The 22,420-nt window shown below is 55.1% G+C and carries 20 protein-coding genes and 4 tRNA genes; all 24 read right to left on the bottom strand.

Annotation, left to right across the window (positions count from 1 at the left end):
• Positions 1-9 precede the first annotated feature (9 nt).
• A complete protein-coding gene (gene rplB, locus JBE38_RS20910) occupies positions 10-834 on the bottom strand; it encodes a 50S ribosomal protein L2 (RefSeq protein ID WP_003186055.1) in 825 nt (274 codons plus the stop codon).
• Between the two features lie 14 nt (positions 835-848).
• On the bottom strand, positions 849-1,148 hold the full coding sequence (rplW, locus tag JBE38_RS20915) for a 50S ribosomal protein L23 (protein WP_002555488.1): 300 nt from the start codon (positions 1,146-1,148) through the stop codon (positions 849-851).
• Entirely contained in the window at positions 1,145-1,747 is a 603-nt protein-coding gene (gene rplD, locus JBE38_RS20920) for a 50S ribosomal protein L4 (RefSeq protein ID WP_049711296.1), read from the bottom strand. The genes rplW and rplD overlap by 4 nt, the downstream gene beginning before the upstream one ends.
• 12 nt (positions 1,748-1,759) lie before the next feature.
• A complete protein-coding gene (gene rplC, locus JBE38_RS20925; RefSeq protein WP_090365562.1) occupies positions 1,760-2,395 on the bottom strand; it encodes a 50S ribosomal protein L3 in 636 nt (211 codons plus the stop codon).
• A gap of 81 nt (positions 2,396-2,476) precedes the next feature.
• Positions 2,477-2,788: a 30S ribosomal protein S10 gene (gene rpsJ, locus JBE38_RS20930; protein ID WP_003186070.1), complete on the bottom strand. Its 312-nt coding sequence runs from the start codon at positions 2,786-2,788 to the stop codon at positions 2,477-2,479.
• A 157-nt stretch (positions 2,789-2,945) separates the two neighbouring features.
• Complete coding sequence (gene tuf, locus JBE38_RS20935) at positions 2,946-4,139, bottom strand: elongation factor Tu (protein WP_090365561.1); 1,194 nt, start codon at positions 4,137-4,139, stop codon at positions 2,946-2,948.
• Positions 4,140-4,169: 30 nt separating this feature from the next.
• Entirely contained in the window at positions 4,170-6,275 is a 2,106-nt protein-coding gene (fusA, locus tag JBE38_RS20940; protein WP_060755287.1) for an elongation factor G, read from the bottom strand.
• A gap of 30 nt (positions 6,276-6,305) precedes the next feature.
• Positions 6,306-6,776, bottom strand: a complete 471-nt coding sequence (rpsG, locus tag JBE38_RS20945) for a 30S ribosomal protein S7 (RefSeq protein WP_002555493.1) — start codon at positions 6,774-6,776, stop codon at positions 6,306-6,308.
• A 118-nt stretch (positions 6,777-6,894) separates the two neighbouring features.
• Positions 6,895-7,266, bottom strand: coding sequence for a 30S ribosomal protein S12 (rpsL, locus tag JBE38_RS20950; protein ID WP_002555494.1), 372 nt, complete (start codon positions 7,264-7,266; stop codon positions 6,895-6,897).
• A gap of 217 nt (positions 7,267-7,483) precedes the next feature.
• Complete coding sequence (gene rpoC / locus JBE38_RS20955; RefSeq protein ID WP_090365559.1) at positions 7,484-11,683, bottom strand: DNA-directed RNA polymerase subunit beta'; 4,200 nt, start codon at positions 11,681-11,683, stop codon at positions 7,484-7,486.
• Between the two features lie 64 nt (positions 11,684-11,747).
• Complete coding sequence (gene rpoB, locus JBE38_RS20960; protein ID WP_090365557.1) at positions 11,748-15,821, bottom strand: DNA-directed RNA polymerase subunit beta; 4,074 nt, start codon at positions 15,819-15,821, stop codon at positions 11,748-11,750.
• Positions 15,822-16,040: 219 nt separating this feature from the next.
• Positions 16,041-16,406 carry a 50S ribosomal protein L7/L12 gene (gene rplL, locus JBE38_RS20965; protein ID WP_060755290.1) on the bottom strand — a complete coding sequence of 122 codons (366 nt, stop codon included), beginning with the start codon at positions 16,404-16,406 and terminating at the stop codon, positions 16,041-16,043.
• 78 nt (positions 16,407-16,484) lie between these two features.
• On the bottom strand, positions 16,485-16,985 hold the full coding sequence (gene rplJ, locus JBE38_RS20970) for a 50S ribosomal protein L10 (RefSeq protein WP_016969477.1): 501 nt from the start codon (positions 16,983-16,985) through the stop codon (positions 16,485-16,487).
• Between the two features lie 199 nt (positions 16,986-17,184).
• Positions 17,185-17,880: a 50S ribosomal protein L1 gene (gene rplA, locus JBE38_RS20975; RefSeq protein WP_090365556.1), complete on the bottom strand. Its 696-nt coding sequence runs from the start codon at positions 17,878-17,880 to the stop codon at positions 17,185-17,187.
• Complete coding sequence (rplK, locus tag JBE38_RS20980; RefSeq protein WP_003176435.1) at positions 17,880-18,311, bottom strand: 50S ribosomal protein L11; 432 nt, start codon at positions 18,309-18,311, stop codon at positions 17,880-17,882. The genes rplA and rplK overlap by 1 nt, the downstream gene beginning before the upstream one ends.
• 117 nt (positions 18,312-18,428) lie before the next feature.
• Positions 18,429-18,962 (bottom strand): transcription termination/antitermination protein NusG, encoded by a 534-nt coding sequence (gene nusG / locus JBE38_RS20985; protein WP_003176436.1) that lies wholly within the window; start codon positions 18,960-18,962, stop codon positions 18,429-18,431.
• A 9-nt stretch (positions 18,963-18,971) separates the two neighbouring features.
• Positions 18,972-19,340: a preprotein translocase subunit SecE gene (gene secE / locus JBE38_RS20990; RefSeq protein WP_003194658.1), complete on the bottom strand. Its 369-nt coding sequence runs from the start codon at positions 19,338-19,340 to the stop codon at positions 18,972-18,974.
• A gap of 45 nt (positions 19,341-19,385) precedes the next feature.
• Positions 19,386-19,461, bottom strand: a tRNA-Trp gene (locus JBE38_RS20995).
• Between the two features lie 163 nt (positions 19,462-19,624).
• Positions 19,625-19,700: transfer RNA gene (locus tag JBE38_RS21000), tRNA-Thr, on the bottom strand.
• A 26-nt stretch (positions 19,701-19,726) separates the two neighbouring features.
• Positions 19,727-19,800 (bottom strand) — tRNA-Gly (locus JBE38_RS21005).
• Between the two features lie 24 nt (positions 19,801-19,824).
• Positions 19,825-19,909, bottom strand: a tRNA-Tyr gene (locus JBE38_RS21010).
• Positions 19,910-20,052: 143 nt separating this feature from the next.
• Complete coding sequence (locus JBE38_RS21015) at positions 20,053-20,499, bottom strand: hypothetical protein (RefSeq protein ID WP_090365554.1); 447 nt, start codon at positions 20,497-20,499, stop codon at positions 20,053-20,055.
• A gap of 7 nt (positions 20,500-20,506) precedes the next feature.
• Positions 20,507-21,256: a pantothenate kinase gene (locus JBE38_RS21020; protein ID WP_090365552.1), complete on the bottom strand. Its 750-nt coding sequence runs from the start codon at positions 21,254-21,256 to the stop codon at positions 20,507-20,509.
• Positions 21,246-22,205 (bottom strand): bifunctional biotin--[acetyl-CoA-carboxylase] ligase/biotin operon repressor BirA, encoded by a 960-nt coding sequence (gene birA, locus JBE38_RS21025; protein WP_090365835.1) that lies wholly within the window; start codon positions 22,203-22,205, stop codon positions 21,246-21,248. The genes JBE38_RS21020 and birA overlap by 11 nt, the downstream gene beginning before the upstream one ends.
• Positions 22,206-22,420 lie beyond the last annotated feature (215 nt).

Genomic DNA, 22,420 nt, shown 5'->3' on the forward strand with positions numbered 1-22,420 from the left:
TCCCTCTATTTACTTGCGACGACGGACGATCATTTTGTCGGTACGCTTATTACCACGAGTCTTCGCGCCCTTAGTCGGGAAGCCCCATGGCGATACCGGATGACGACCACCAGAGGTACGACCTTCACCACCACCGTGTGGGTGGTCAACCGGGTTCATGGCAACACCACGAACGGTTGGGCGAACGCCACGCCAGCGTTTGGCACCAGCTTTACCCAACGAACGCAGGCTGTGCTCGGAGTTCGAGACTTCGCCCAGGGTCGCACGGCATTCAGCCAGCACTTTACGCATCTCACCAGAACGCAGACGCAGGGTCACGTAGACACCTTCACGAGCGATCAGCTGAGCCGAAGCACCAGCGGAACGAGCGATTTGCGCGCCTTTACCTGGCTTCAATTCGATGCCGTGTACGGTGCTACCAACTGGAATGTTGCGCAGTTGCAGAGCGTTGCCCGGCTTGATCGGTGCCAGAGCACCTGCGATCAGCTGGTCGCCAGCGCTCACGCCTTTAGGGGCGATGATGTAGCGACGCTCGCCATCTGCGTACAGCAGCAGAGCGATGTGAGCAGTACGGTTTGGATCGTATTCGATACGCTCGACAGTGGCAGCGATGCCATCTTTGTCGTTGCGACGGAAGTCGACCAGACGATAATGCTGCTTATGGCCACCACCGATGTGACGAGTGGTAATACGACCATTGTTGTTACGACCACCAGACTTCGATTTCTTCTCGAGCAGCGGTGCGTGAGGAGCGCCTTTATGCAGCTCCTGGTTGACCACCTTGACCACAAAACGGCGGCCAGGGGAAGTCGGTTTGCATTTAACGATTGCCATGATGCACCCCTTCCTTACTCAGCACTGCTGCTGAAATCGAGATCTTGGCCTGGCTGAAGGGAGATAACTGCCTTCTTCCAGTCATTACGCTTGCCCAGACCGCGAGCAGTGCGCTTGCTCTTACCCAAAACGTTCAGGGTAGTAACACGCTCTACTTTCACGCTGAACAGGCTTTCGACGGCCTTCTTGATTTCCAGCTTGGTTGCGTCAGTTGCAACCTTGAAAACGAACTGGCCTTTCTTGTCAGCCAGAACCGTAGCCTTTTCGGAAACGTGCGGGCCAAGCAGAACTTTAAATACGCGTTCCTGGTTCATCCCAGCAGCTCCTCGAATTTCTTCACGGCCGACACGGTGATCAACACCTTGTCGTATGCGATCAGACTAACTGGATCGGAACCTTGCACGTCACGTACATCAACGTGTGGCAGGTTACGAGCAGCCAGGTACAGGTTCTGATCAACAGCTTCCGACACGATCAAAACGTCGGTCAGGCTCATGTCGTTCAGTTTGCCCAGCAGATCTTTGGTTTTCGGGCTTTCAACAGCGAAGTCCTGAACCACGACCAGACGGTCGGTACGCACGAGTTCAGCAAGGATGGAGCGCAGAGCTGCGCGGTACATCTTCTTGTTGAGCTTCTGCGAGTGATCCTGCGGACGAGCTGCGAAAGTGGTACCGCCGCCACGCCAGATTGGGCTACGGATAGTACCGGCACGAGCACGGCCAGTACCTTTCTGACGCCAAGGGCGCTTACCGCCACCACGAACGTCGGAACGGGTCTTTTGCTGCTTGCTACCTTGACGGCCGCCGGCCATGTAGGCCACGACTGCTTGGTGAACCAGCGTCTCGTTGAATTCGCCGCCAAATGTCAGTTCGGAAACTTCGATCGCTTGAGCGTCATTTACATTTAATTGCATGTCAGCTTCCCCTTAACCGCGAGCCTTGGCCGCTGGACGTACAACCAGGTTGCCGCCAGTAGCGCCAGGAACAGCACCCTTGACCAACAACAGATTGCGTTCAGCGTCGACGCGCACTACTTCGAGGGACTGCACGGTCACGCGCTCAGCGCCCATATGACCGGACATTTTCTTGCCCTTGAATACACGACCAGGAGTCTGGCACTGGCCAATAGAGCCCGGGACGCGGTGGGAAACGGAGTTACCGTGAGTGTTGTCTTGGCCACGGAAATTCCAACGCTTGATCGTACCCTGGAAGCCTTTACCCTTGGACTGACCGGTTACATCAACCAGTTGACCAGCGGCGAAGATTTCAGCGTTGATCAGATCGCCAGCCTGGTAGTCGCCGTCTTCGAGACGGAACTCCATGACAGTACGACCAGCTGCAACGTTTGCTTTAGCGAAGTGACCTGCTTGAGCAGAAGTCACGCGCGAAGCACGACGCTCGCCGACAGTGACTTGCACTGCACGATAGCCATCGGTTTCTTCAGTTTTGAACTGGGTGACGCGATTCGGCTCGATCTCAATGACCGTGACCGGAATGGAGACACCTTCTTCGGTGAAAATACGGGTCATACCGCATTTACGACCGACTACACCAATAGTCATGTTGTAAACCTCATGAGTGTACGGGGCTTTCACCCGCTATGGCCGCCCATTTCAGAGCGTTACACGACTAAGACCCAAGTCTTAGCCGAGGCTGATCTGTACTTCCACACCGGCCGCCAGATCGAGCTTCATAAGTGCATCAACGGTTTTATCCGTTGGCTGGACGATGTCCAGTACGCGCTTATGAGTACGGATCTCGTACTGGTCACGCGCGTCTTTGTTGACGTGCGGAGAGACCAGAACGGTGAACCGCTCTTTACGGGTAGGCAGTGGAATTGGACCACGCACTTGAGCACCAGTACGTTTCGCGGTTTCCACGATTTCCTGGGTGGATTGGTCGATCAGGCGATGGTCAAAAGCCTTCAACCTGATACGGATTTGCTGATTTTGCATTGGATTTCAGACTCCGGCTGCTATTCCCACCGGGCGCAATGCACCCGTTAAAAGGAGGCGCAATTCTATAGACGCCCCAGATAGGTGTCAACCCAATAAAAAAGCCCCCGCTGAGCGGGGGCTTTTCAAAGCATCGAAGCTATCTCAGGAGAGATGCTTACTCGATGATTTTAGCTACAACACCAGCACCAACGGTACGGCCGCCTTCACGAATAGCGAAGCGCAGGCCGTCTTCCATTGCGATGGTCTTGATCAGGGTAACTTCCATCTGGATGTTATCGCCTGGCATTACCATTTCAACGCCTTCTGGCAGCTGGCAGTTACCAGTCACGTCAGTAGTACGGAAGTAGAACTGTGGACGGTAGCCTTTGAAGAACGGAGTGTGACGACCGCCTTCTTCCTTGCTCAGAACGTAAACTTCTGCGGTGAACTTGGTGTGCGGCTTAACCGAACCTGGCTTAACCAGAACCTGACCACGCTCAACGTCGTCACGCTTGGTGCCACGCAGCAGAACGCCGCAGTTCTCGCCAGCACGACCTTCGTCGAGCAGTTTGCGGAACATCTCAACACCGGTGCAGGTGGTGGTGGTAGTGTCACGCAGACCAACGATTTCCAGCGGGTCTTGAACGCGAACGATACCGCGCTCGATACGACCAGTCACAACAGTACCGCGACCAGAGATCGAGAACACGTCTTCGATTGGCATCAGGAACGGCTTGTCGGTCAGACGAACTGGCTCTGGGATGTAGCTGTCCAGAGTTTCTACCAGCTTCTTAACAGCGGTAGTACCCATTTCGTTGTCGTCTTTGCCTTCCAGAGCCATACGAGCAGAACCGATGATGATCGGAGTGTCGTCGCCTGGGAAGTCGTAAGTGCTCAGCAGATCGCGCACTTCCATCTCAACCAGTTCCAGCAGCTCAGCGTCGTCTACCAGGTCAGCCTTGTTCAGGAAAACCACGATGTACGGAACGCCTACCTGACGGGACAGCAGGATGTGCTCACGGGTTTGTGGCATCGGACCATCAGCGGCCGAGCAAACCAGGATCGCGCCGTCCATCTGGGCAGCACCAGTGATCATGTTCTTCACATAGTCAGCGTGACCTGGGCAGTCAACGTGAGCGTAGTGACGAATGTTCGAGTTGTACTCAACGTGCGCAGTGTTGATGGTGATACCACGAGCTTTTTCTTCTGGTGCGCTGTCGATCTTGTCGAATTCAACTACGGCCGAACCGAAAACTTCGGAGCAGACGCGAGTCAGAGCAGCGGTCAGAGTGGTTTTACCGTGGTCAACGTGGCCGATGGTGCCAACGTTTACGTGCGGTAGGGAACGATCAAATTTTTCTTTAGCCACGACAATTAACTCCTTGCCTAAAGGACTGAATCAGCCTTGTTTTTTGGATACAGTTTCAGCGATGTGCGCCGGAGCTGTGTTGTATTTTTTGAATTCCATAGAGTAGCTTGCGCGACCCTGGGACATGGAGCGAACGTCGGTCGCATAACCGAACATCTCACCCAGCGGAACCTCGGCGCGAATCACTTTGCCGGAAACCGTGTCTTCCATACCCAAGATCATGCCGCGACGACGGTTAAGGTCGCCCATGACATCACCCATATAGTCTTCAGGTGTAACAACTTCTACCGCCATGATTGGCTCAAGCAACTCACCACCGCCCTTCTGGGCCAGTTGCTTGGTTGCCATGGAAGCAGCCACCTTAAACGCCATCTCGTTGGAGTCGACGTCGTGGTAAGAACCGTCAAAAACGGTTGCTTTCAGGCCGATCAGCGGATAGCCGGCAACAACACCGTTCTTCATCTGCTCTTCGATACCCTTCTGGATAGCAGGGATGTATTCCTTAGGAACAACACCACCCACTACTTCGTTCAAGAATTGCAGACCTTCCTGACCTTCGTCAGCAGGAGCAAAACGGATCCAGCAGTGACCGAACTGACCACGACCGCCGGACTGACGAACGAACTTGCCTTCGATTTCACAGTTCTTCGTGATGCGCTCACGATAGGAAACCTGAGGCTTACCGATGTTGGCTTCGACGTTGAACTCACGGCGCATCCGGTCAACCAGGATGTCCAGGTGCAGCTCGCCCATGCCGGAGATGATCGTTTGACCAGTCTCTTCATCAGTCTTGACGCGGAAAGATGGATCTTCCTGAGCAAGCTTGCCCAGAGCGATACCCATTTTTTCCTGGTCATCCTTGGTCTTAGGCTCTACGGCAACCGAAATAACCGGCTCCGGGAAGTCCATGCGAACCAGGATGATTGGCTTGGCAGCGTCGCACAAAGTCTCACCAGTGGTGACGTCCTTCATGCCGATCAGGGCCGCGATGTCACCAGCGCGAACTTCCTTGATCTCTTCACGGGCGTTTGCGTGCATCTGCACCATACGACCCACGCGCTCTTTCTTGCCTTTAACCGAGTTGATCACGCCGTCGCCGGATGCCAACACGCCCGAGTAAACGCGGACGAAGGTCAAGGTACCCACGAATGGGTCGGTAGCGATCTTGAACGCCAGAGCCGAGAACGGCTCGCTGTCGTCAGCATGACGCTCCATCTCTTCTTCCTCGTTATCAGGGTTGGAACCCTTGATAGCAGGAATATCGGTTGGAGCAGGCAGGAAGTCGATAACGGCGTCGAGAACCAGGGGAACACCCTTGTTCTTGAAGGAAGAACCGCAAACAGCCAGGACGATTTCGCCAGCGATAGTACGCTGACGCAGAGCGGCCTTGATTTCCGCGTTGGTGAGTTCTTCACCTTCGAGGTACTTGTTCATCAGCTCTTCGCTGGCTTCGGCAGCAGCCTCAACCATGTTGTTGCGCCACTCGTCAGCCAGCTCTTGAAGCTCGGCAGGGATAGGCTTGCGAACAGGAACCATGCCTTTGTCAGCGTCATTCCAGTAAACAGCTTCCATGTTGATCAGATCGATCTGACCCTGGAAGTTGTCTTCGGAACCGATAGCCAATTGGATTGGCACCGGAGTGTGACCCAGACGCTGCTTGATCTGACCGATCACGCGCAGGAAGTTGGCACCAGCACGGTCCATCTTGTTTACGTAAACAAGACGCGGAACGCCGTATTTGTTGGCCTGACGCCATACGGTTTCCGACTGAGGCTCAACACCCGAGGTACCGCAGAACACAACGACAGCGCCGTCGAGTACGCGCAGGGAACGTTCAACTTCAATAGTGAAGTCTACGTGGCCTGGGGTATCGATTACGTTGAAGCGGTGCTCGTCTTTGTACTGCTTCTCGGAACCTTTCCAGAAGGCGGTAATGGCAGCAGAAGTAATGGTAATACCACGCTCCTGCTCCTGAACCATCCAGTCTGTGGTCGCGGCGCCATCATGCACCTCGCCCATTTTGTGACTTTTGCCGGTGTAAAACAGTACGCGCTCGGTGGTGGTGGTTTTACCAGCATCCACGTGAGCGACGATACCGATGTTACGGTAGCGGCTAATCGGAGTAGTACGAGCCATAAAGCCCTCGCATAATTAGTGAAGCTAAAATTAGAAGCGGTAGTGCGAGAAAGCTTTGTTAGCTTCAGCCATACGGTGCACGTCTTCACGCTTCTTAACAGCAGCACCTTTACCTTCGGCAGCGTCCAACAGTTCGCCAGCCAAACGCAGAGCCATAGACTTCTCGCCGCGCTTACGGGCGAAGTCTACCAACCAGCGCATTGCCAGAGCGTTACGACGGGACGGACGAACTTCAACCGGAACCTGGTAAGTAGCACCGCCTACACGGCGCGACTTCACTTCGACCAGCGGAGCGATGGCGTCGAGAGCTTTCTCGAAGATTTCCAGGGGGTCGCTGTTCTTGCGTTCTTTAACCTTTTCCAGCGCGCCATAAACGATACGCTCGGCAACGGCTTTCTTGCCGCTTTCCATCACGTGGTTCATGAACTTGGCCAGAATTTGGCTTCCGTATTTTGGATCGTCAAGCACTTCGCGCTTGGCTGCTACGCGTCTTCTTGGCATGGATAAGCCCTCAAACGGTCTTCAGGTTCGCTCGGAATCGGTGCCCTTTCGGGACGCCTCCGACCTTACTCTTATCGACTCAGAAAATAAGATGATTCAGTTTTACAAAAAGCCGCTACTACTTAGGCTTCTTGGTACCGTACTTCGAACGACCCTGGTTACGACCTTTAACGCCGGAAGTATCCAAGGAGCCGCGTACGGTGTGGTAACGAACACCTGGCAAGTCTTTTACACGACCGCCGCGGATCAGTACCACGCTGTGCTCTTGCAGGTTGTGGCCTTCACCACCGATGTACGAGGAAACCTCGAAACCGTTGGTCAGACGCACACGGCATACTTTACGCAGTGCCGAGTTAGGTTTTTTCGGCGTGGTGGTATACACACGGGTGCATACGCCACGACGTTGCGGGCAGTTCTGCAGCGCAGGTACGTCGGATTTCTCGACGATACGCTTACGCGGCTGACGTACCAGCTGGTTGATAGTTGCCATCTACTAGCTCCACTGTTGTCTTGCGACGCTATTGTCTTGCAAGAAAAGCAAAATGGCAGGAACGCATTCCCGCCAAATTTAGGGGTACAAGAGTCTAAAGAGGATCTTGCCCCCAGTCAAGGCAAGGCCCCGACCTCCCCTTCCATCGAACCGGGGCAAAAATGCCTCGATCCGACGAATGGGGGCTGCCAGGGCCCAGACTTATTTATCGCAGAACTCAGTTACCGCTAGAGTTCAGCGCTTCGGTCAGTGCAGCTTCCACTTCACTGGCGCTAACGCGCAGCGGCTTGTCAGCATCACGGCGACGCTTACGCTCGCTGTGGTATGCCAAACCGGTACCCGCCGGGATCAGACGACCCACGACCACGTTTTCTTTCAGGCCGCGCAGGTAATCGCGCTTGCCGGTTACCGCTGCTTCGGTCAGTACGCGAGTGGTCTCCTGGAAGGAGGCCGCCGAGATGAACGACTCAGTGGACAACGACGCCTTGGTGATACCCAGCAACACGCGAGTGAACTTGGCAACGAACTTGTCTTCGGCTGCCAGCTTCTCGTTCTCTACCAGTACGTGAGTCAGTTCCATCTGGTCGCCCTTGATGAAGCTGGAATCGCCGGACTCGGAGATCTCAACTTTACGCAACATCTGACGCAGGATGGTCTCGATGTGCTTATCGTTGATCTTCACGCCTTGCAGGCGGTAAACGTCCTGGATCTCGTTGACGATGTACTTGGCGAGCGCACTCACACCCAGCAGACGCAGGATGTCGTGTGGATCGCTCGGACCGTCGGAGATAACTTCGCCGCGGTTTACCTGCTCGCCTTCGAACACGTTCAGGTGACGCCACTTCGGAATCAGCTCTTCATACGGATCGCTACCGTCGTTCGGGGTAATGACCAGACGGCGCTTGCCTTTGGTCTCTTTACCGAACGCGATGGTGCCGCTGACTTCAGCCAGAATCGACGCTTCCTTCGGACGACGAGCTTCGAACAAGTCGGCAACACGCGGCAGACCACCGGTGATGTCACGGGTCTTCGAAGTTTCTTGCGGGATACGCGCGATAACATCACCGATCGCGATCTTCGCACCATCCGCTACACCGACCAGGGCGTTGGCTGGCAGGAAGTACTGAGCGATTACGTCAGTGCCTGGCAGCAACAGATCCTTGCCGTTGTCATCAACCATCTTCACGGCAGGACGGATGTCTTTACCGGCAGCTGGACGATCTTTCGGATCGAGAACTTCAATGTTGGTCATACCGGTCAATTCGTCAGTCTGACGCTTGATCGTAATGCCTTCTTCCATGCCCACGTAGGTCACGGTACCTTTCATTTCGGTAACGATCGGGTGAGTGTGCGGGTCCCACTTGGCCACGATTGCGCCAGCGTCGACCTTGTCACCTTCTTTAACCGAAATCACAGCACCGTACGGCAGCTTGTAGCGCTCACGCTCACGGCCGAAGTCATCAGCGATTGCCAGTTCACCGGAACGGGAAACGGCAACCAGGTGGCCATCCACTCGCTCAACATGTTTCAGGTTGTGCAGACGGACGGTACCGCCATTTTTCACCTGAACGCTGTCAGCTGCAGAGGTCCGGCTTGCCGCACCACCGATGTGGAACGTACGCATCGTCAACTGGGTACCCGGCTCACCGATGGACTGGGCAGCGATTACGCCAACCGACTCACCGATGTTCACCTGGTGACCACGAGCCAGGTCGCGGCCGTAGCACTTGGCGCAAATGCCATAGCGGGTTTCGCAGCTGATCGGCGAACGAACGATCACTTCGTCGATGCTGTTGAGTTCGATGAACTCGACCCACTTCTCATCAACCAGAGTGCCGGCAGGAACGATAACTTCCTCGGTACCCGGCTTGAATACGTCACGGGCAATAACACGACCCAGTACGCGCTCACCCAGCGGCTCTACAACGTCACCGCCTTCAATGTGCGGAGTCATCAGCAGGCCATGCTCGGTGCCGCAATCGATCTCGGTTACAACCAGATCTTGTGCAACGTCTACCAGACGACGAGTCAGGTAACCGGAGTTAGCCGTTTTCAACGCGGTATCCGCCAGACCTTTACGAGCACCGTGAGTGGAGATGAAGTACTGAAGTACGCTCAAACCTTCACGGAAGTTCGCAGTAATCGGCGTTTCAATGATGGAACCGTCCGGCTTGGCCATCAGGCCACGCATACCGGCGAGCTGACGGATCTGCGCAGCAGAACCCCGTGCGCCCGAGTCGGCCATCATGTACATCGAGTTGAAGGACTCTTGCTCGACTTCGTCGCCGTGACGGTCGATGACTTTCTCTTTCGAGAGGTTGGCCATCATCGCCTTGGAAACTTCGTCGTTCGCCTTGGACCAAAGGTCGATCACCTTGTTGTACTTCTCGCCCTGGGTTACCAGGCCGGACGCATACTGGCTCTCGATTTCTTTCACTTCGTCGGTGGCGGCACCGATGATGCGGGCTTTTTCATCCGGGATAACGAAGTCGTTAACACCGATGGAAACGCCGGAAATGGTCGAATAAGCAAAACCGGTGTACATCAACTGGTCGGCGAAGATAACGGTCTCTTTCAAACCAACCACGCGGTAGCACTGGTTGATCAGCTTGGAGATCGCCTTTTTCTTCATCGGCAGGTTGACGACGTCGTACGACAGACCTTTTGGCACAACTTGATACAACAGCGCACGGCCGACAGTGGTGTCGACAATACGGGTGTTGGTCACGCTGCCGCCGTCACGGTCGTTGACGGTTTCGTTGATCCGCACTTTGACCTTGGCATGCAGCGCGGCTTCGCCGGCACGGAACACACGGTCAACTTCTTGCAGGTCAGCGAACACACGACCTTCGCCCTTGGCGTTGATCGCTTCACGAGTCATGTAGTACAGACCCAATACAACGTCCTGCGACGGAACGATGATTGGCTCACCGTTGGCTGGCGACAGAATGTTGTTGGTCGACATCATCAACGCACGCGCTTCCAACTGGGCTTCCAGTGTCAGCGGTACGTGCACGGCCATTTGGTCGCCGTCGAAGTCGGCGTTGTACGCAGCACAGACCAGAGGGTGCAGCTGGATAGCCTTGCCTTCGATCAGTACCGGTTCAAACGCCTGGATACCCAGACGGTGAAGGGTCGGTGCACGGTTGAGGAGAACCGGGTGTTCGCGAATCACTTCAGCGAGAACGTCCCAAACCTCTGGCAGTTCGCGCTCGACCATTTTCTTGGCCGCTTTGATGGTGGTCGCGAGACCGCGCATTTCCAGCTTGCCGAAGATGAACGGCTTGAACAGCTCGAGAGCCATCTTCTTAGGCAGACCGCACTGGTGCAGACGCAGGGTCGGGCCTACGGTAATTACCGAACGACCGGAGTAGTCAACACGCTTACCGAGCAAGTTCTGACGGAAACGACCTTGCTTACCCTTGATCATGTCAGCCAAGGATTTCAGAGGACGCTTGTTGGAACCGGTGATAGCGCGGCCACGACGACCGTTGTCGAGCAGGGCATCGACAGCTTCCTGCAACATACGCTTTTCGTTGCGCACGATGATGTCCGGAGCGGACAGATCAAGCAGGCGCTTCAAGCGGTTGTTACGGTTGATCACGCGGCGGTACAGGTCGTTGAGGTCGGACGTTGCGAAACGGCCACCATCCAACGGTACCAGCGGACGCAGGTCTGGCGGCAGAACCGGCAGAACGGTCAGCACCATCCACTCTGGCAAGTTACCGGAGCCTTGGAAGGCTTCCATCAACTTCAGACGCTTGGACAGCTTCTTGATCTTGGTTTCAGAGTTGGTTTGCGGAATTTCTTCACGCAGGCGACCAATCTCGTGTTCCAGGTCGATAGCGTGCAGCAGTTCGCGGACAGCTTCGGCACCCATGCGGGCATCGAAATCGTCGCCGAACTCTTCCAGCGCTTCGAAGTACTGCTCGTCGTTCAGCAGCTGACCTTTTTCAAGGGTGGTCATGCCTGGATCGATAACGACATAGCTCTCGAAGTAGAGAACGCGCTCGATATCACGCAGGGTCATGTCCATCAGCAAGCCGATACGGGACGGCAGCGATTTCAGGAACCAGATGTGGGCAACCGGCGAAGCCAGTTCGATGTGCGCCATGCGCTCACGACGAACTTTGGCCAGCGCAACTTCAACGCCGCACTTCTCGCAGATCACACCACGGTGCTTCAAGCGCTTGTACTTACCGCACAGGCACTCGTAATCCTTTACCGGGCCAAAGATCTTGGCGCAGAACAGGCCGTCACGCTCAGGTTTGAACGTACGGTAGTTGATGGTTTCCGGTTTTTTAACTTCACCGAACGACCACGAACGGATCATCTCAGGCGATGCCAACCCAATACGGATGGCGTCGAACTCTTCGACTTGACCCTGGTTTTTCAGCAAATTCAGTAGGTCTTTCAAGGCCTTTCCTCCTGGCGGAGCAGAGAGCGGGCTAAACAGCCCCGCTCTCGATTCGCGTCACGTGTTATTCGGTTTCCAGATCGATATCGATGCCGAGGGAACGAATTTCTTTGATCAACACGTTGAAGGACTCGGGCATGCCCGGCTCCATACGGTGATCGCCGTCCACGATGTTTTTGTACATCTTGGTCCGACCGTTCACATCGTCCGACTTCACTGTGAGCATTTCTTGCAGAGTGTAAGCAGCACCGTATGCTTCCAGTGCCCAGACCTCCATCTCCCCGAAACGCTGACCACCGAACTGAGCCTTACCACCCAGCGGCTGCTGGGTAACCAGGCTGTACGAACCGGTAGAACGAGCGTGCATCTTGTCGTCTACCAAGTGGTTCAGCTTCAGCATGTACATGTAGCCAACAGTAACCGGGCGCTCGAACTTGTTGCCGGTACGACCGTCGAACAGCTGCATCTGGCCGCTTTCTGGCAGGTCTGCCAGTTTCAGCATGGCCTTGATTTCGCTTTCCTTGGCACCGTCGAACACCGGGGTAGCCATTGGAACGCCGCCGCGCAGGTTCTTCGCCAGATCCAGGATTTCCTGGTCGGAGAAGGTGTCCAGCTCTTCGTTACGACCGCCGATCTCGTTGTAGATCTCGTGCAGGAACTTACGCAGGTCAGCGACCTTGCGTTGCTCTTCGATCATACGATTGATCTTCTCGCCCAGACCTTTGGCCGCGAGGCCCAGGTGAGTTTCGAGGATCTGACCAACGTTCATACGCGAAGGTACGCCCAACGGGTTGAGGACGACGTCGACCGGGGTGCCATTGGCATCGTGCGGCATGTCTTCAACCGGCATGATCACAGAGACCACACCCTTGTTACCGTGACGACCGGCCATCTTGTCGCCCGGCTGGATGCGGCGACGGATTGCCAGGTAAACCTTGACGATTTTCAGCACGCCTGGAGCCAGGTCATCGCCCTGCTGCAGTTTGCGCTTCTTGTCTTCGAACTTGTCGTCCAGCAGACGGCGGCGATCAACGATATAGGCCTGAGCCTTCTCGAGCTGCTCGTTCAGAGCATCTTCAGCCATGCGCAGTTTGAACCACTGGCCGTGCTCAAGACCGTCGAGAACTTCATCGGTAATGTCCTGACCTTTCTTCAGACCTGCGCCACCTTCGGCCTTGTGGCCTACCAGAGCGGAACGCAGACGTTCGAAGGTCGCACCTTCAACGATGCGGAACTCTTCGTTCAGGTCCTTACGGATCTCGTCGAGTTGAGTCTTCTCGATGGACAGTGCACGAGCATCACGCTCAACACCGTCACGGGTGAAGACTTGTACGTCGATGACAGTACCTTTGGTGCCGGTAGGCACACGCAGGGAGGTGTCCTTAACGTCGCTGGCTTTTTCACCGAAGATGGCACGCAGCAGCTTCTCTTCCGGAGTCAGCTGAGTCTCGCCTTTCGGAGTGACCTTACCAACCAGGATGTCGCCTGCGCCAACTTCAGCACCTACGTAAACGATACCGGCTTCGTCCAGCTTGTTCAGTGCAGCTTCACCCACGTTCGGGATGTCCGCAGTGATCTCTTCTGGCCCAAGCTTGGTGTCACGAGCCACACAGGTCAGTTCCTGAATGTGGATCGTGGTGAAGCGGTCTTCTTGAACAACACGCTCGGACAGGCAGATGGAGTCTTCGAAGTTGAAGCCGTTCCACGCCATGAACGCGATACGCATGTTCTGACCCAGAGCCAGCTCACCCATGTCGGTGGACGGGCCGTCAGCCATGATGTCGCTACGCTGAACGCGATCACCTTTGCTCACCAGCGGACGCTGGTTGATGCAGGTGTTCTGGTTCGAACGGGTGTACTTGGTCAGGTTGTAGATGTCGACACCAGCTTCGCCGGTTTCAACTTCGTCATCAGCAACACGAACCACGATACGGCTGGCATCAACGGAGTCGATCACGCCACCACGACGCGCCACGACGCAAACGCCGGAGTCACGCGCTACGTTACGCTCCATGCCGGTACCTACCAGCGGCTTGTCAGCACGCAGGGTGGGTACAGCTTGACGCTGCATGTTGGAACCCATCAACGCACGGTTGGCGTCGTCGTGCTCCAGGAACGGGATCAACGACGCTGCAACCGACACTACCTGCTTCGGCGAAACGTCCATCAAGGTGACGTCTTCCGGCGCCTTGACGGTGAACTCGTTCAAGTGACGAACAGCTACCAGCTCATCGATCAGGACTTTCTTGTCACTCATCGTGGCCGAGGCCTGAGCGATCACGTGATCAGCTTCTTCGATGGCGGACAGGAAAACGATCTCGTCGGTGACCAGAGCGTCCTTAACCACACGGTACGGACTCTCGAGGAAGCCGTACTGGTTGGTGCGCGCGTACGCAGCCAAGGAGTTGATCAGACCGATGTTCGGACCTTCCGGCGTTTCGATCGGGCAAACACGACCGTAGTGCGTCGGGTGTACGTCACGAACCTCAAAGCCTGCACGCTCACGGGTCAGACCACCTGGGCCCAGTGCGGATACACGGCGCTTGTGGGTGATCTCGGAGAGCGGGTTGTTCTGGTCCATGAACTGCGAGAGCTGGCTGGAACCGAAGAACTCTTTCACCGCCGCAGCCACTGGCTTGGCGTTGATCAGGTCTTGCGGCATCAGGCCTTCGCTTTCAGCCATCGACAGACGCTCTTTGACCGCACGCTCAACACGCACCAGACCAACGCGGAACTGGTTCTCGGCCATTTCGCCTACGCAGCGAACGCGACGGTTACCCAAGTGGTCGATGTCGTCGACGATGCCTTTGCCGTTACGGATGTCGACCAGGGTCTTCAGGACCGCAACAATGTCTTCCTTGCACAGTACGCCCGAACCTTCGATCTCGGTGCGACCGATACGACGGTTGAACTTCATGCGGCCGACCGCAGACAGGTCATAGCGCTCAGGGCTGAAGAACAGGTTGTTGAACAGGGTTTCGGCAGCGTCTTTGGTCGGTGGCTCACCAGGACGCATCATGCGATAGATCTCAACCAGCGCTTCCAATTGGTTGCTGGTGGAGTCGATCTTCAGAGTATCGGAGATGAACGGACCGCAGTCGATATCGTTGGTGTACAGAGTCTCGATGCGAACAACCTGAGCCTTGGCGATCTTGGCCAGGATCTCGGTGTTCAGCTCGGTGTTGCACTCAGCCAGGATTTCGCCTGTAGCCGGGTGAACGATGACCTTGGCGGTGGTGCGGCCCAGAACGTAGTCCAGAGGCACTTCCAGCTCTTTGATACCGGCTTTTTCGATCTGGTTGATGTGGCGCGCAGTGATACGGCGACCAGCCTCAACAATGACCTTGCCCTTATCGTCCTGGATATCCAGAACGGCAATTTCACCACGCAGGCGCGAAGGCACCAATTCCAGGCTGAGGGTTTCACCCTTCAGGCTGAATACGTTGGTGGTGTAGAAGGCATCCAGCACTTGCTCAGTGGTATAACCGAGTGCGCGCAGCAGTACCGAGGCCGGCAGCTTGCGACGACGGTCGATACGCACGAACACGCAGTCTTTCGGGTCGAACTCGAAGTCCAACCACGAACCGCGGTACGGAATGATCCGCGCGGAGTACAGGAGCTTACCGGAGCTGTGCGTCTTACCGCGGTCGTGGTCAAAGAACACGCCCGGGGAACGGTGCAGCTGGGAAACGATTACACGCTCGGTACCGTTGATTACGAAGGTACCGTTTTCAGTCATCAATGGGATTTCGCCCATGTAGACTTCTTGCTCTTTGATGTCCTTGATCGCTTTGTTCGACGATTCTTTATCGAAAATGATCAGGCGGACTTTTACCCGCAACGGTACGGCGTACGTAACACCGCGCAACACGCATTCTTTGACATCAAATGCCGGTTCGCCCAGGCGATAACCGACGTACTCCAGCGCAGCATTGCCGGAGTAGCTGATGATCGGGAAAACGGATTTGAAGGCCGCATGCAGGCCCACGTCGCGGAACTGATCTTTGGTCGCTCCCGCCTGCAAGAATTCACGATACGAATCCAGCTGGATAGCCAGAAGGTACGGGACATCCATGACGTCCGGCAACTTGCTAAAGTCCTTGCGGATACGTTTTTTCTCAGTATATGAGTAAGCCATCAGCGTTCCCCAGCTTGGTCACCTGCTTGTTTGGCCCCTCCGACGGGAGCAGCCAGAAAATCTTGCAAACCCCATGGTTTGCACCACCGCATCGGGTGGCTACAGCGCGTTAATGGCGGCGACCGAGTCGACAGCCAAGAACGGAAAAAGGCCGGTGGCAAGAGCCACCAGCCATCAGCCTTCAGCTTAACGCTTGGGCTGGAGACGCAAGGTCGATGCTTACTTCAGCTCGACTTTAGCGCCTGCTTCTTCCAGTACTGCTTTGGCTTTGTCAGCTGCGTCTTTGGCAACAGCTTCCAGAACCATGGCAGGAGCGCCGTCAACTACAGCCTTGGCTTCTTTCAGGCCCAGACCGGTCAGTTCACGTACTGCCTTGATCACGTTTACTTTCTTCTCGCCAGCTTCGGTCAGCATGACGTTGAATTCGGTTTGCTCTTCAGCAACAGCAGCAACAGCGGCTGGGCCGGCGGAAGCAGCAGCAGCGGAAACGCCGAATTTTTCTTCGAAAGCTTTGATCAGCTCAACAACCTGCAGAACCGACATTTCAGCTACGGCGTTGAGGATATCTTCTTGGGAGATAGACATTACTGTATTTCCTGAATTGGGGGACGGCCTACGCGGCCATCGAAATAAACAAAAATACGCGAGAGAAGTCGCTCAGCCTTAGGCTGCGGCAGCTTCTTTTTGCTCGCGAACTGCAGCCAGAGTACGAGCCAGCTTGCTGGTAGCGCCTTGAATCACGCTCATCAGCTGCGAAATGGCTTCGTCGCGGGTCGGCAGTGTTGCCAGTACGTCGATTTGGTTAGCTGCGAGGAACTTGCCCTCGAACGCAGCTGCCTTGATCTCGAACTTATCCTGACTCTTGGCGAACTCTTTGAACAAACGGGCAGCAGCGCCTGGATGCTCTTTGGAGAAAGCGATCAGAGTCGGGCCGGTGAACACGTCGTTGAGAACACTGTATTCAGTGTCAGCAACAGCGCGCTTGAGCAGGGTATTACGTACAACACGTACGTATACGCCAGCTTCACGAGCCTCTTTACGGAGTCCGGTCATAGCGCCTACTGTCACACCACGGGCATCAGCCACGACAGCGGACAGAGCAGCTTTGGCAGCCTCGTTGACTTCAGCGACGATGGCCTTCTTGTCTTCGAGATTAATTGCCACGGGTTTAACTCCTGCTTGTTACCGTTTCATCTGGCCGAAGCCGGATGTCGTTTTGGTGTCTGATTCGGTAAGGAACCGGGAGCACCATCTGCGTAGGCTTGTGGTTTAAGACTTGCGCCGCCTACGGTCTTGGATAGCCCCCGCCAGGCAGGGACCCCAATTTTTTCAATTGACGCAGTCTCCTGCGCCAATCTGTGTCTTATACGTCCAGCGAGCCTTGGTCGATGACCAGACCTGGGCCCATAGTGGTGCTCAGGGTTACGCGCTTAACGTAGATACCTTTCGAGGAAGCCGGCTTGATACGCTTCAGATCAGCGATCAGGGCTTCAACGTTTTCCTTCAGCTTGACGGCATCAAAGCCGACTTTGCCAACGGAGGTGTGAATGATGCCGTTTTTGTCGGTGCGATAACGAACCTGACCAGCCTTGGCGTTTTTAACCGCGCTGGCTACGTCTGGAGTTACGGTACCAACCTTAGGGTTAGGCATCAGGCCACGTGGACCGAGGATCTGACCCAACTGACCTACAACGCGCATTGCATCCGGGGAAGCAATAACTACGTCATAGTTCAGGTCGCCGCCTTTCATTTCGGCAGCCAGGTCGTCCATGCCAACGCGATCAGCGCCAGCGGCCAGAGCAGCTTCAGCTGCCGGACCCTGGGTGAACACAGCAACACGTACAGTCTTGCCAGTACCGTGTGGCAGCACAGTTGCGCTACGAACGACCTGGTCGGATTTACGCGGGTCAACACCCAGGTTTACAGCAACGTCAACAGACTCGCTGAACTTGACAGTCGACAGCTCGGTCAGCAGGGCAGCAGCGTCTACAAAGCTGTAGGCCTTGCCTGCTTCGATTTTGCCGGCGATAGCCTTTTGGCGCTTGGTCAGCTTAGCCATTACACACCCTCCACGTTAAGGCCCATGCTACGAGCAGAACCGGCGATGGTACGCACGGCTGCATCCATATCAGCTGCAGTCAGATCCGCGTTTTTGGTTTTCGCGATTTCTTCCAGCTGAGCACGAGTAACAGTGCCGACTTTAACGGTGTTAGGACGAGCGGAACCGCTAGTCAGACCAGCAGCTTTCTTCAACAGAACCGAAGCCGGGGTCGACTTGGTTTCGAAAGTGAAGCTACGGTCGCTGTATACAGTGATGATCACTGGAGTCGGCAGACCTGGCTCAAGACCCTGAGTACGGGCGTTGAAGGCCTTGCAGAATTCCATGATGTTCACGCCGTGTTGACCCAGAGCTGGACCGACGGGTGGGCTAGGGTTGGCCTGAGCGGCCTTCACTTGCAGCTTGATGTAAGCGGTAATCTTCTTGGCCATGAGGCACTCCAATTACGGGTTCAAACGCCTCGAAAGGCTCCCCGGTTACTTGCGCGTTTATCCCAGTGACGACAAAACCCCACAGCCTAAGGCTGCGGGGTTGGGATGCTTGCTCAGCTAGACCTTCTCGACCTGGCTGAACTCCAGCTCTACCGGAGTAGAGCGACCGAAAATGAGCACTGCCACTTGGATCCGGCTCTTCTCGTAGTTAACTTCTTCGACCGTACCGTTGAAATCAGCAAACGGACCGTCTGTGACACGAACAACCTCACCCGGCTCGAAGAGAGTCTTCGGCTTAGGCTTGTCACTACCATCAGCAACACGACGCAGAATCGCTTCCGCCTCTTTGTCAGTGATAGGAGCAGGCTTATCAGCAGTACCGCCAATGAAGCCCATGACACGAGGAGTATCCTTGACCAAGTGCCAAGTACCTTCATTCATGTCCATCTGAACCAGCACATAGCCAGGGAAGAACTTGCGTTCGCTCTTACGCTTCTGGCCATTCCGCATTTCAACCACTTCTTCAGTGGGAACCAGAATTTCGCCGAAGCCATCTTCCATGCCTGCAAGCTTTACGCGCTCTAGCAAAGAGCGCATAACATGCTTCTCGTAACCCGAGTAAGCATGCACAACGTACCAACGCTTAGCCACGGGACACCCTTAGCCAACAATCAAGGAAACAAGCCAGCCGAGCAGGGAATCAAGCCCCCACAGCAGCAACGCCATAACCAGAACAACAGCCACAACGATCAACGTGGTCTGCGTGGTTTCTTGGCGAGTCGGCCAAACGACTTTACGAATTTCGGTGCGCGCTTCCTTTACCAGGACTGCGAAAGACTTGCCTTTGGCAGTCTGCAGGCCTACAAAGGCAGCCACAGCAGCAAGAGCAAGCAAAGCAAGTACGCGGTACAGGATCGGCGAAGCAGAATAGTACTGATTGCCAACAACGCCTACGACCACCAAAGCGACTACAGCGAGCCACTTGACCAGATCGAAACGAGAGCTTTGAGCTTCAGCCTTAGGAGTCATCTATGAAGATCCTGTGAAAAGAAAGCCAGACACACCACGCGAATCTGGCAGGTCAGGAGGGAATCGAACCCCCAACCTACGGTTTTGGAGACCGTCGCTCTGCCAATTGAGCTACTGACCTAAAACAAAATCAGGCCGACCATTATGCAGACCTGAAAAAGACTTTACAACAACCAACCCCAAGAGACTTGAAAACACCCTGACAACCAAGCCAGAAACAACGCAATCAAGCCGAGATAAGCTGTTAAAACAAAGGCAGATATTTTCATATCTGCCTTGTTATATGGAGCTCTTGAGCGGATTTGAACCGCTGACCTCACCCTTACCAAGGGTGTGCTCTACCAACTGAGCTACAAGAGCGAAACACCTTGCACAACCTGCAAACTTGGAGCGGGTAGCGGGAATCGAACCCGCATCATCAGCTTGGAAGGCTGAGGTTCTACCACTAAACTATACCCGCGGAGCTTGCAGCTCACGCTAAAAATGGTGGAGGGGGAAGGATTCGAACCTTCGAAGTCGTAGACGTCAGATTTACAGTCTGATCCCTTTGGCCGCTCGGGAACCCCTCCTAAGCGAGCCGGCATTTTACATTACGCCGACCTTCTGTCAAGCATTTTCTCATTTAAAAATATGAGGTTAGCTGCGTTGACCTTCGCTTCACACTGCAGACCGTAAAGGTCTTCACTGCGAAGCGGGCGCCATTCTATGCAAACTATTCGAGACTTGCAACGCCTTCGCACAACATTATTTTATGTTTTAACTCATTGAATTCCTTAGCAAGGTTTTCAAACGGCAGATCATCAGCCAGACGCCTGCTTTCCGGAGACACGCGAAGCCAGTAACCGAAAGCATCAGGAACGTTCAAGGTTTGGATCTTGGCCTTTATATCCAAGCTCATGAGGCGCTGCTCAAGCAACTGCGCCTGCCGCATATCTGAGAACCCGCCCACGTATAAGCAGGTATTTTGAGCCTCCTGAGCCTTGGCTCGATCACGACGGGCAACGCCATCGGAAGACTCACTCAGCAGACGAATATCTTGCTGAGACCCCTTATAAAGACTCAATGGAGTGACATCTTTCGCACGCAACGGAGCTTCTTGCTGATGCCAGACGTAGTAGAAGACATTGAGCACAAGCAAAAGCAAAAACAGCCAACGCATAAACACCTCAGGACAAAGGGCACGCCATAGCCAGGCCGACGAACACCAGATCAGGAACGAGCCGCCCCTGCGGAACGACTTCCGCAACCAAGCCCGCATCCCCCCCTGTGAGGAACACCGAGAACTCATCCCCCCAATAACTTCGGGCAAGCTCAAGCTGAGTCAGCACAAACCCCCTTAACATCAGCGTACAACCTCGCTCAACCGCTTCCACGGTAGTACGGCCGGGAGAGAGCCGCTCCAGCGCCTGCTCAGCAGCGGTATCGTCGTATCGAATCTTTCGCGTATGCGTGCGCAATTGACTGCGCATAAGGGGCATGCCCGGGCAGATGAAGCCCCCCAGGTGCTCACCATCGGCCGCAATAAAGTCCGCAGTCGCTGCGGTGCCGAAATCAAGTACCAGGCAAGCACTTGAGCCCAACTTGAATGCCCCAAGCATTGCCAACCAACGATCAAGCCCCAGTCGTTCAAATTCTTCATAGCCGTTACGCACCCCTGCCATTTCCCGCGCAGAAGCCGCACACGACACGCTGACGCCAAACACCCGCTCCAACGCCTCCACGAGTTTATCGGTCTCCTCGACAGCTCGAACGCTCACTAGTCGGCACCGCGTTAGCGACAGACCTGGAAGTGAGAGCAGACTTTCAACCAATGAAGCGTCCGAGCCAACCACACCCTCAGCCAAGACTCCCGCTTTATCCGGCCCAAGTACACGCCACTTGATGAAGCTATTCCCACAGTCGAGCTCAAGAATCATCACGCAACCTCAGGCTTAACTCACCACCGCTGTATGTTTTCTCGACACCATCAACACTCAGGCGCAATGCACCCTGGCGATCGATACCTAGCACCACCCCATCAATTTGGTTGACGCCCGCTATGAGAGACACAGCCCTACCCTGCCACAAATGATTTTGCTCCCATTCCTCCTGGAGAGCAGAGAAGCCAAGGCTTTTATGTCGGTCCAGATAGCCCTGCAAATGCAAACCCAGCCTTGCAACCAAATGGTTGCGATCGACTGAAGACCCAGTCTCCAACTGAACCGACGTCCATTGCTGATCAACATCAGCCGCCTTCTGCATATTCACATTAATACCGATACCGAGCACAACGTGACAAATGTCAGCAGGATCCCCCACCAACTCAAGCAAAATACCGGCAATCTTTTTGTCTTCAACCAGAACATCGTTTGGCCATTTCAAGGCCGCACGCTGCACACCCGCCTCACGCAGGGCCTGCATGACCGCCAACCCCACAACCAGACTGAGGCCCTCCAACTGCCGCAGCCCGCCCTCAATGCGCAACACGAGACTGTAATACAGGTTCTGCGCGTATGGACTGACCCATTTACGACCACGCCTACCGCGCCCTGCGGTTTGCTGCTCGGCCAGCACCAGGAACGGCGCAGCACTGCCGGCGTCAACAAGACGCAAAGCTTCAGCATTAGTGGAATCAACAGAGTCGGAAATGTAGACAGGCCATACAGTGGAGCCCGAATTCGCCGCAATTTCCTCGGCATTCAGGAACGCCAGCGGAGACGCGAGTTGATAGCCCCTGCCCCGGACTTTATGGATGGGCAGATTCAACTCAGCCTCAAGATGTTGAAGCTGTTTCCAAACAGCGCTGCGGCTTACGCCCAGAGCGGCCCCCAGAGCCTCACCAGAATGAAATCGGCCATCTTTTAGAAGTTCTAACAACGTCAACATGCACATATCGCCTCACGATGAGGCACGCATGATAGCCATGCGCAAAGCCATTGCATAGAAATGGCCGAACTCTAGCCTTCATCGACCTCTACGCATTTTCGATCGCCCAAAACAAAACCCCATCTGCTTTCGCAAATGGGGTTTCGGAATTTAATCTTGACGATGACCTACTCTCACATGGGGAAACCCCACACTACCATCGGCGATGCATCGTT

Origin of the sequence: Pseudomonas sp. ICBG1301 (assembly GCF_016918385.1) — a bacterium.
Classification (GTDB): domain Bacteria; phylum Pseudomonadota; class Gammaproteobacteria; order Pseudomonadales; family Pseudomonadaceae; genus Aquipseudomonas; species Aquipseudomonas palleroniana.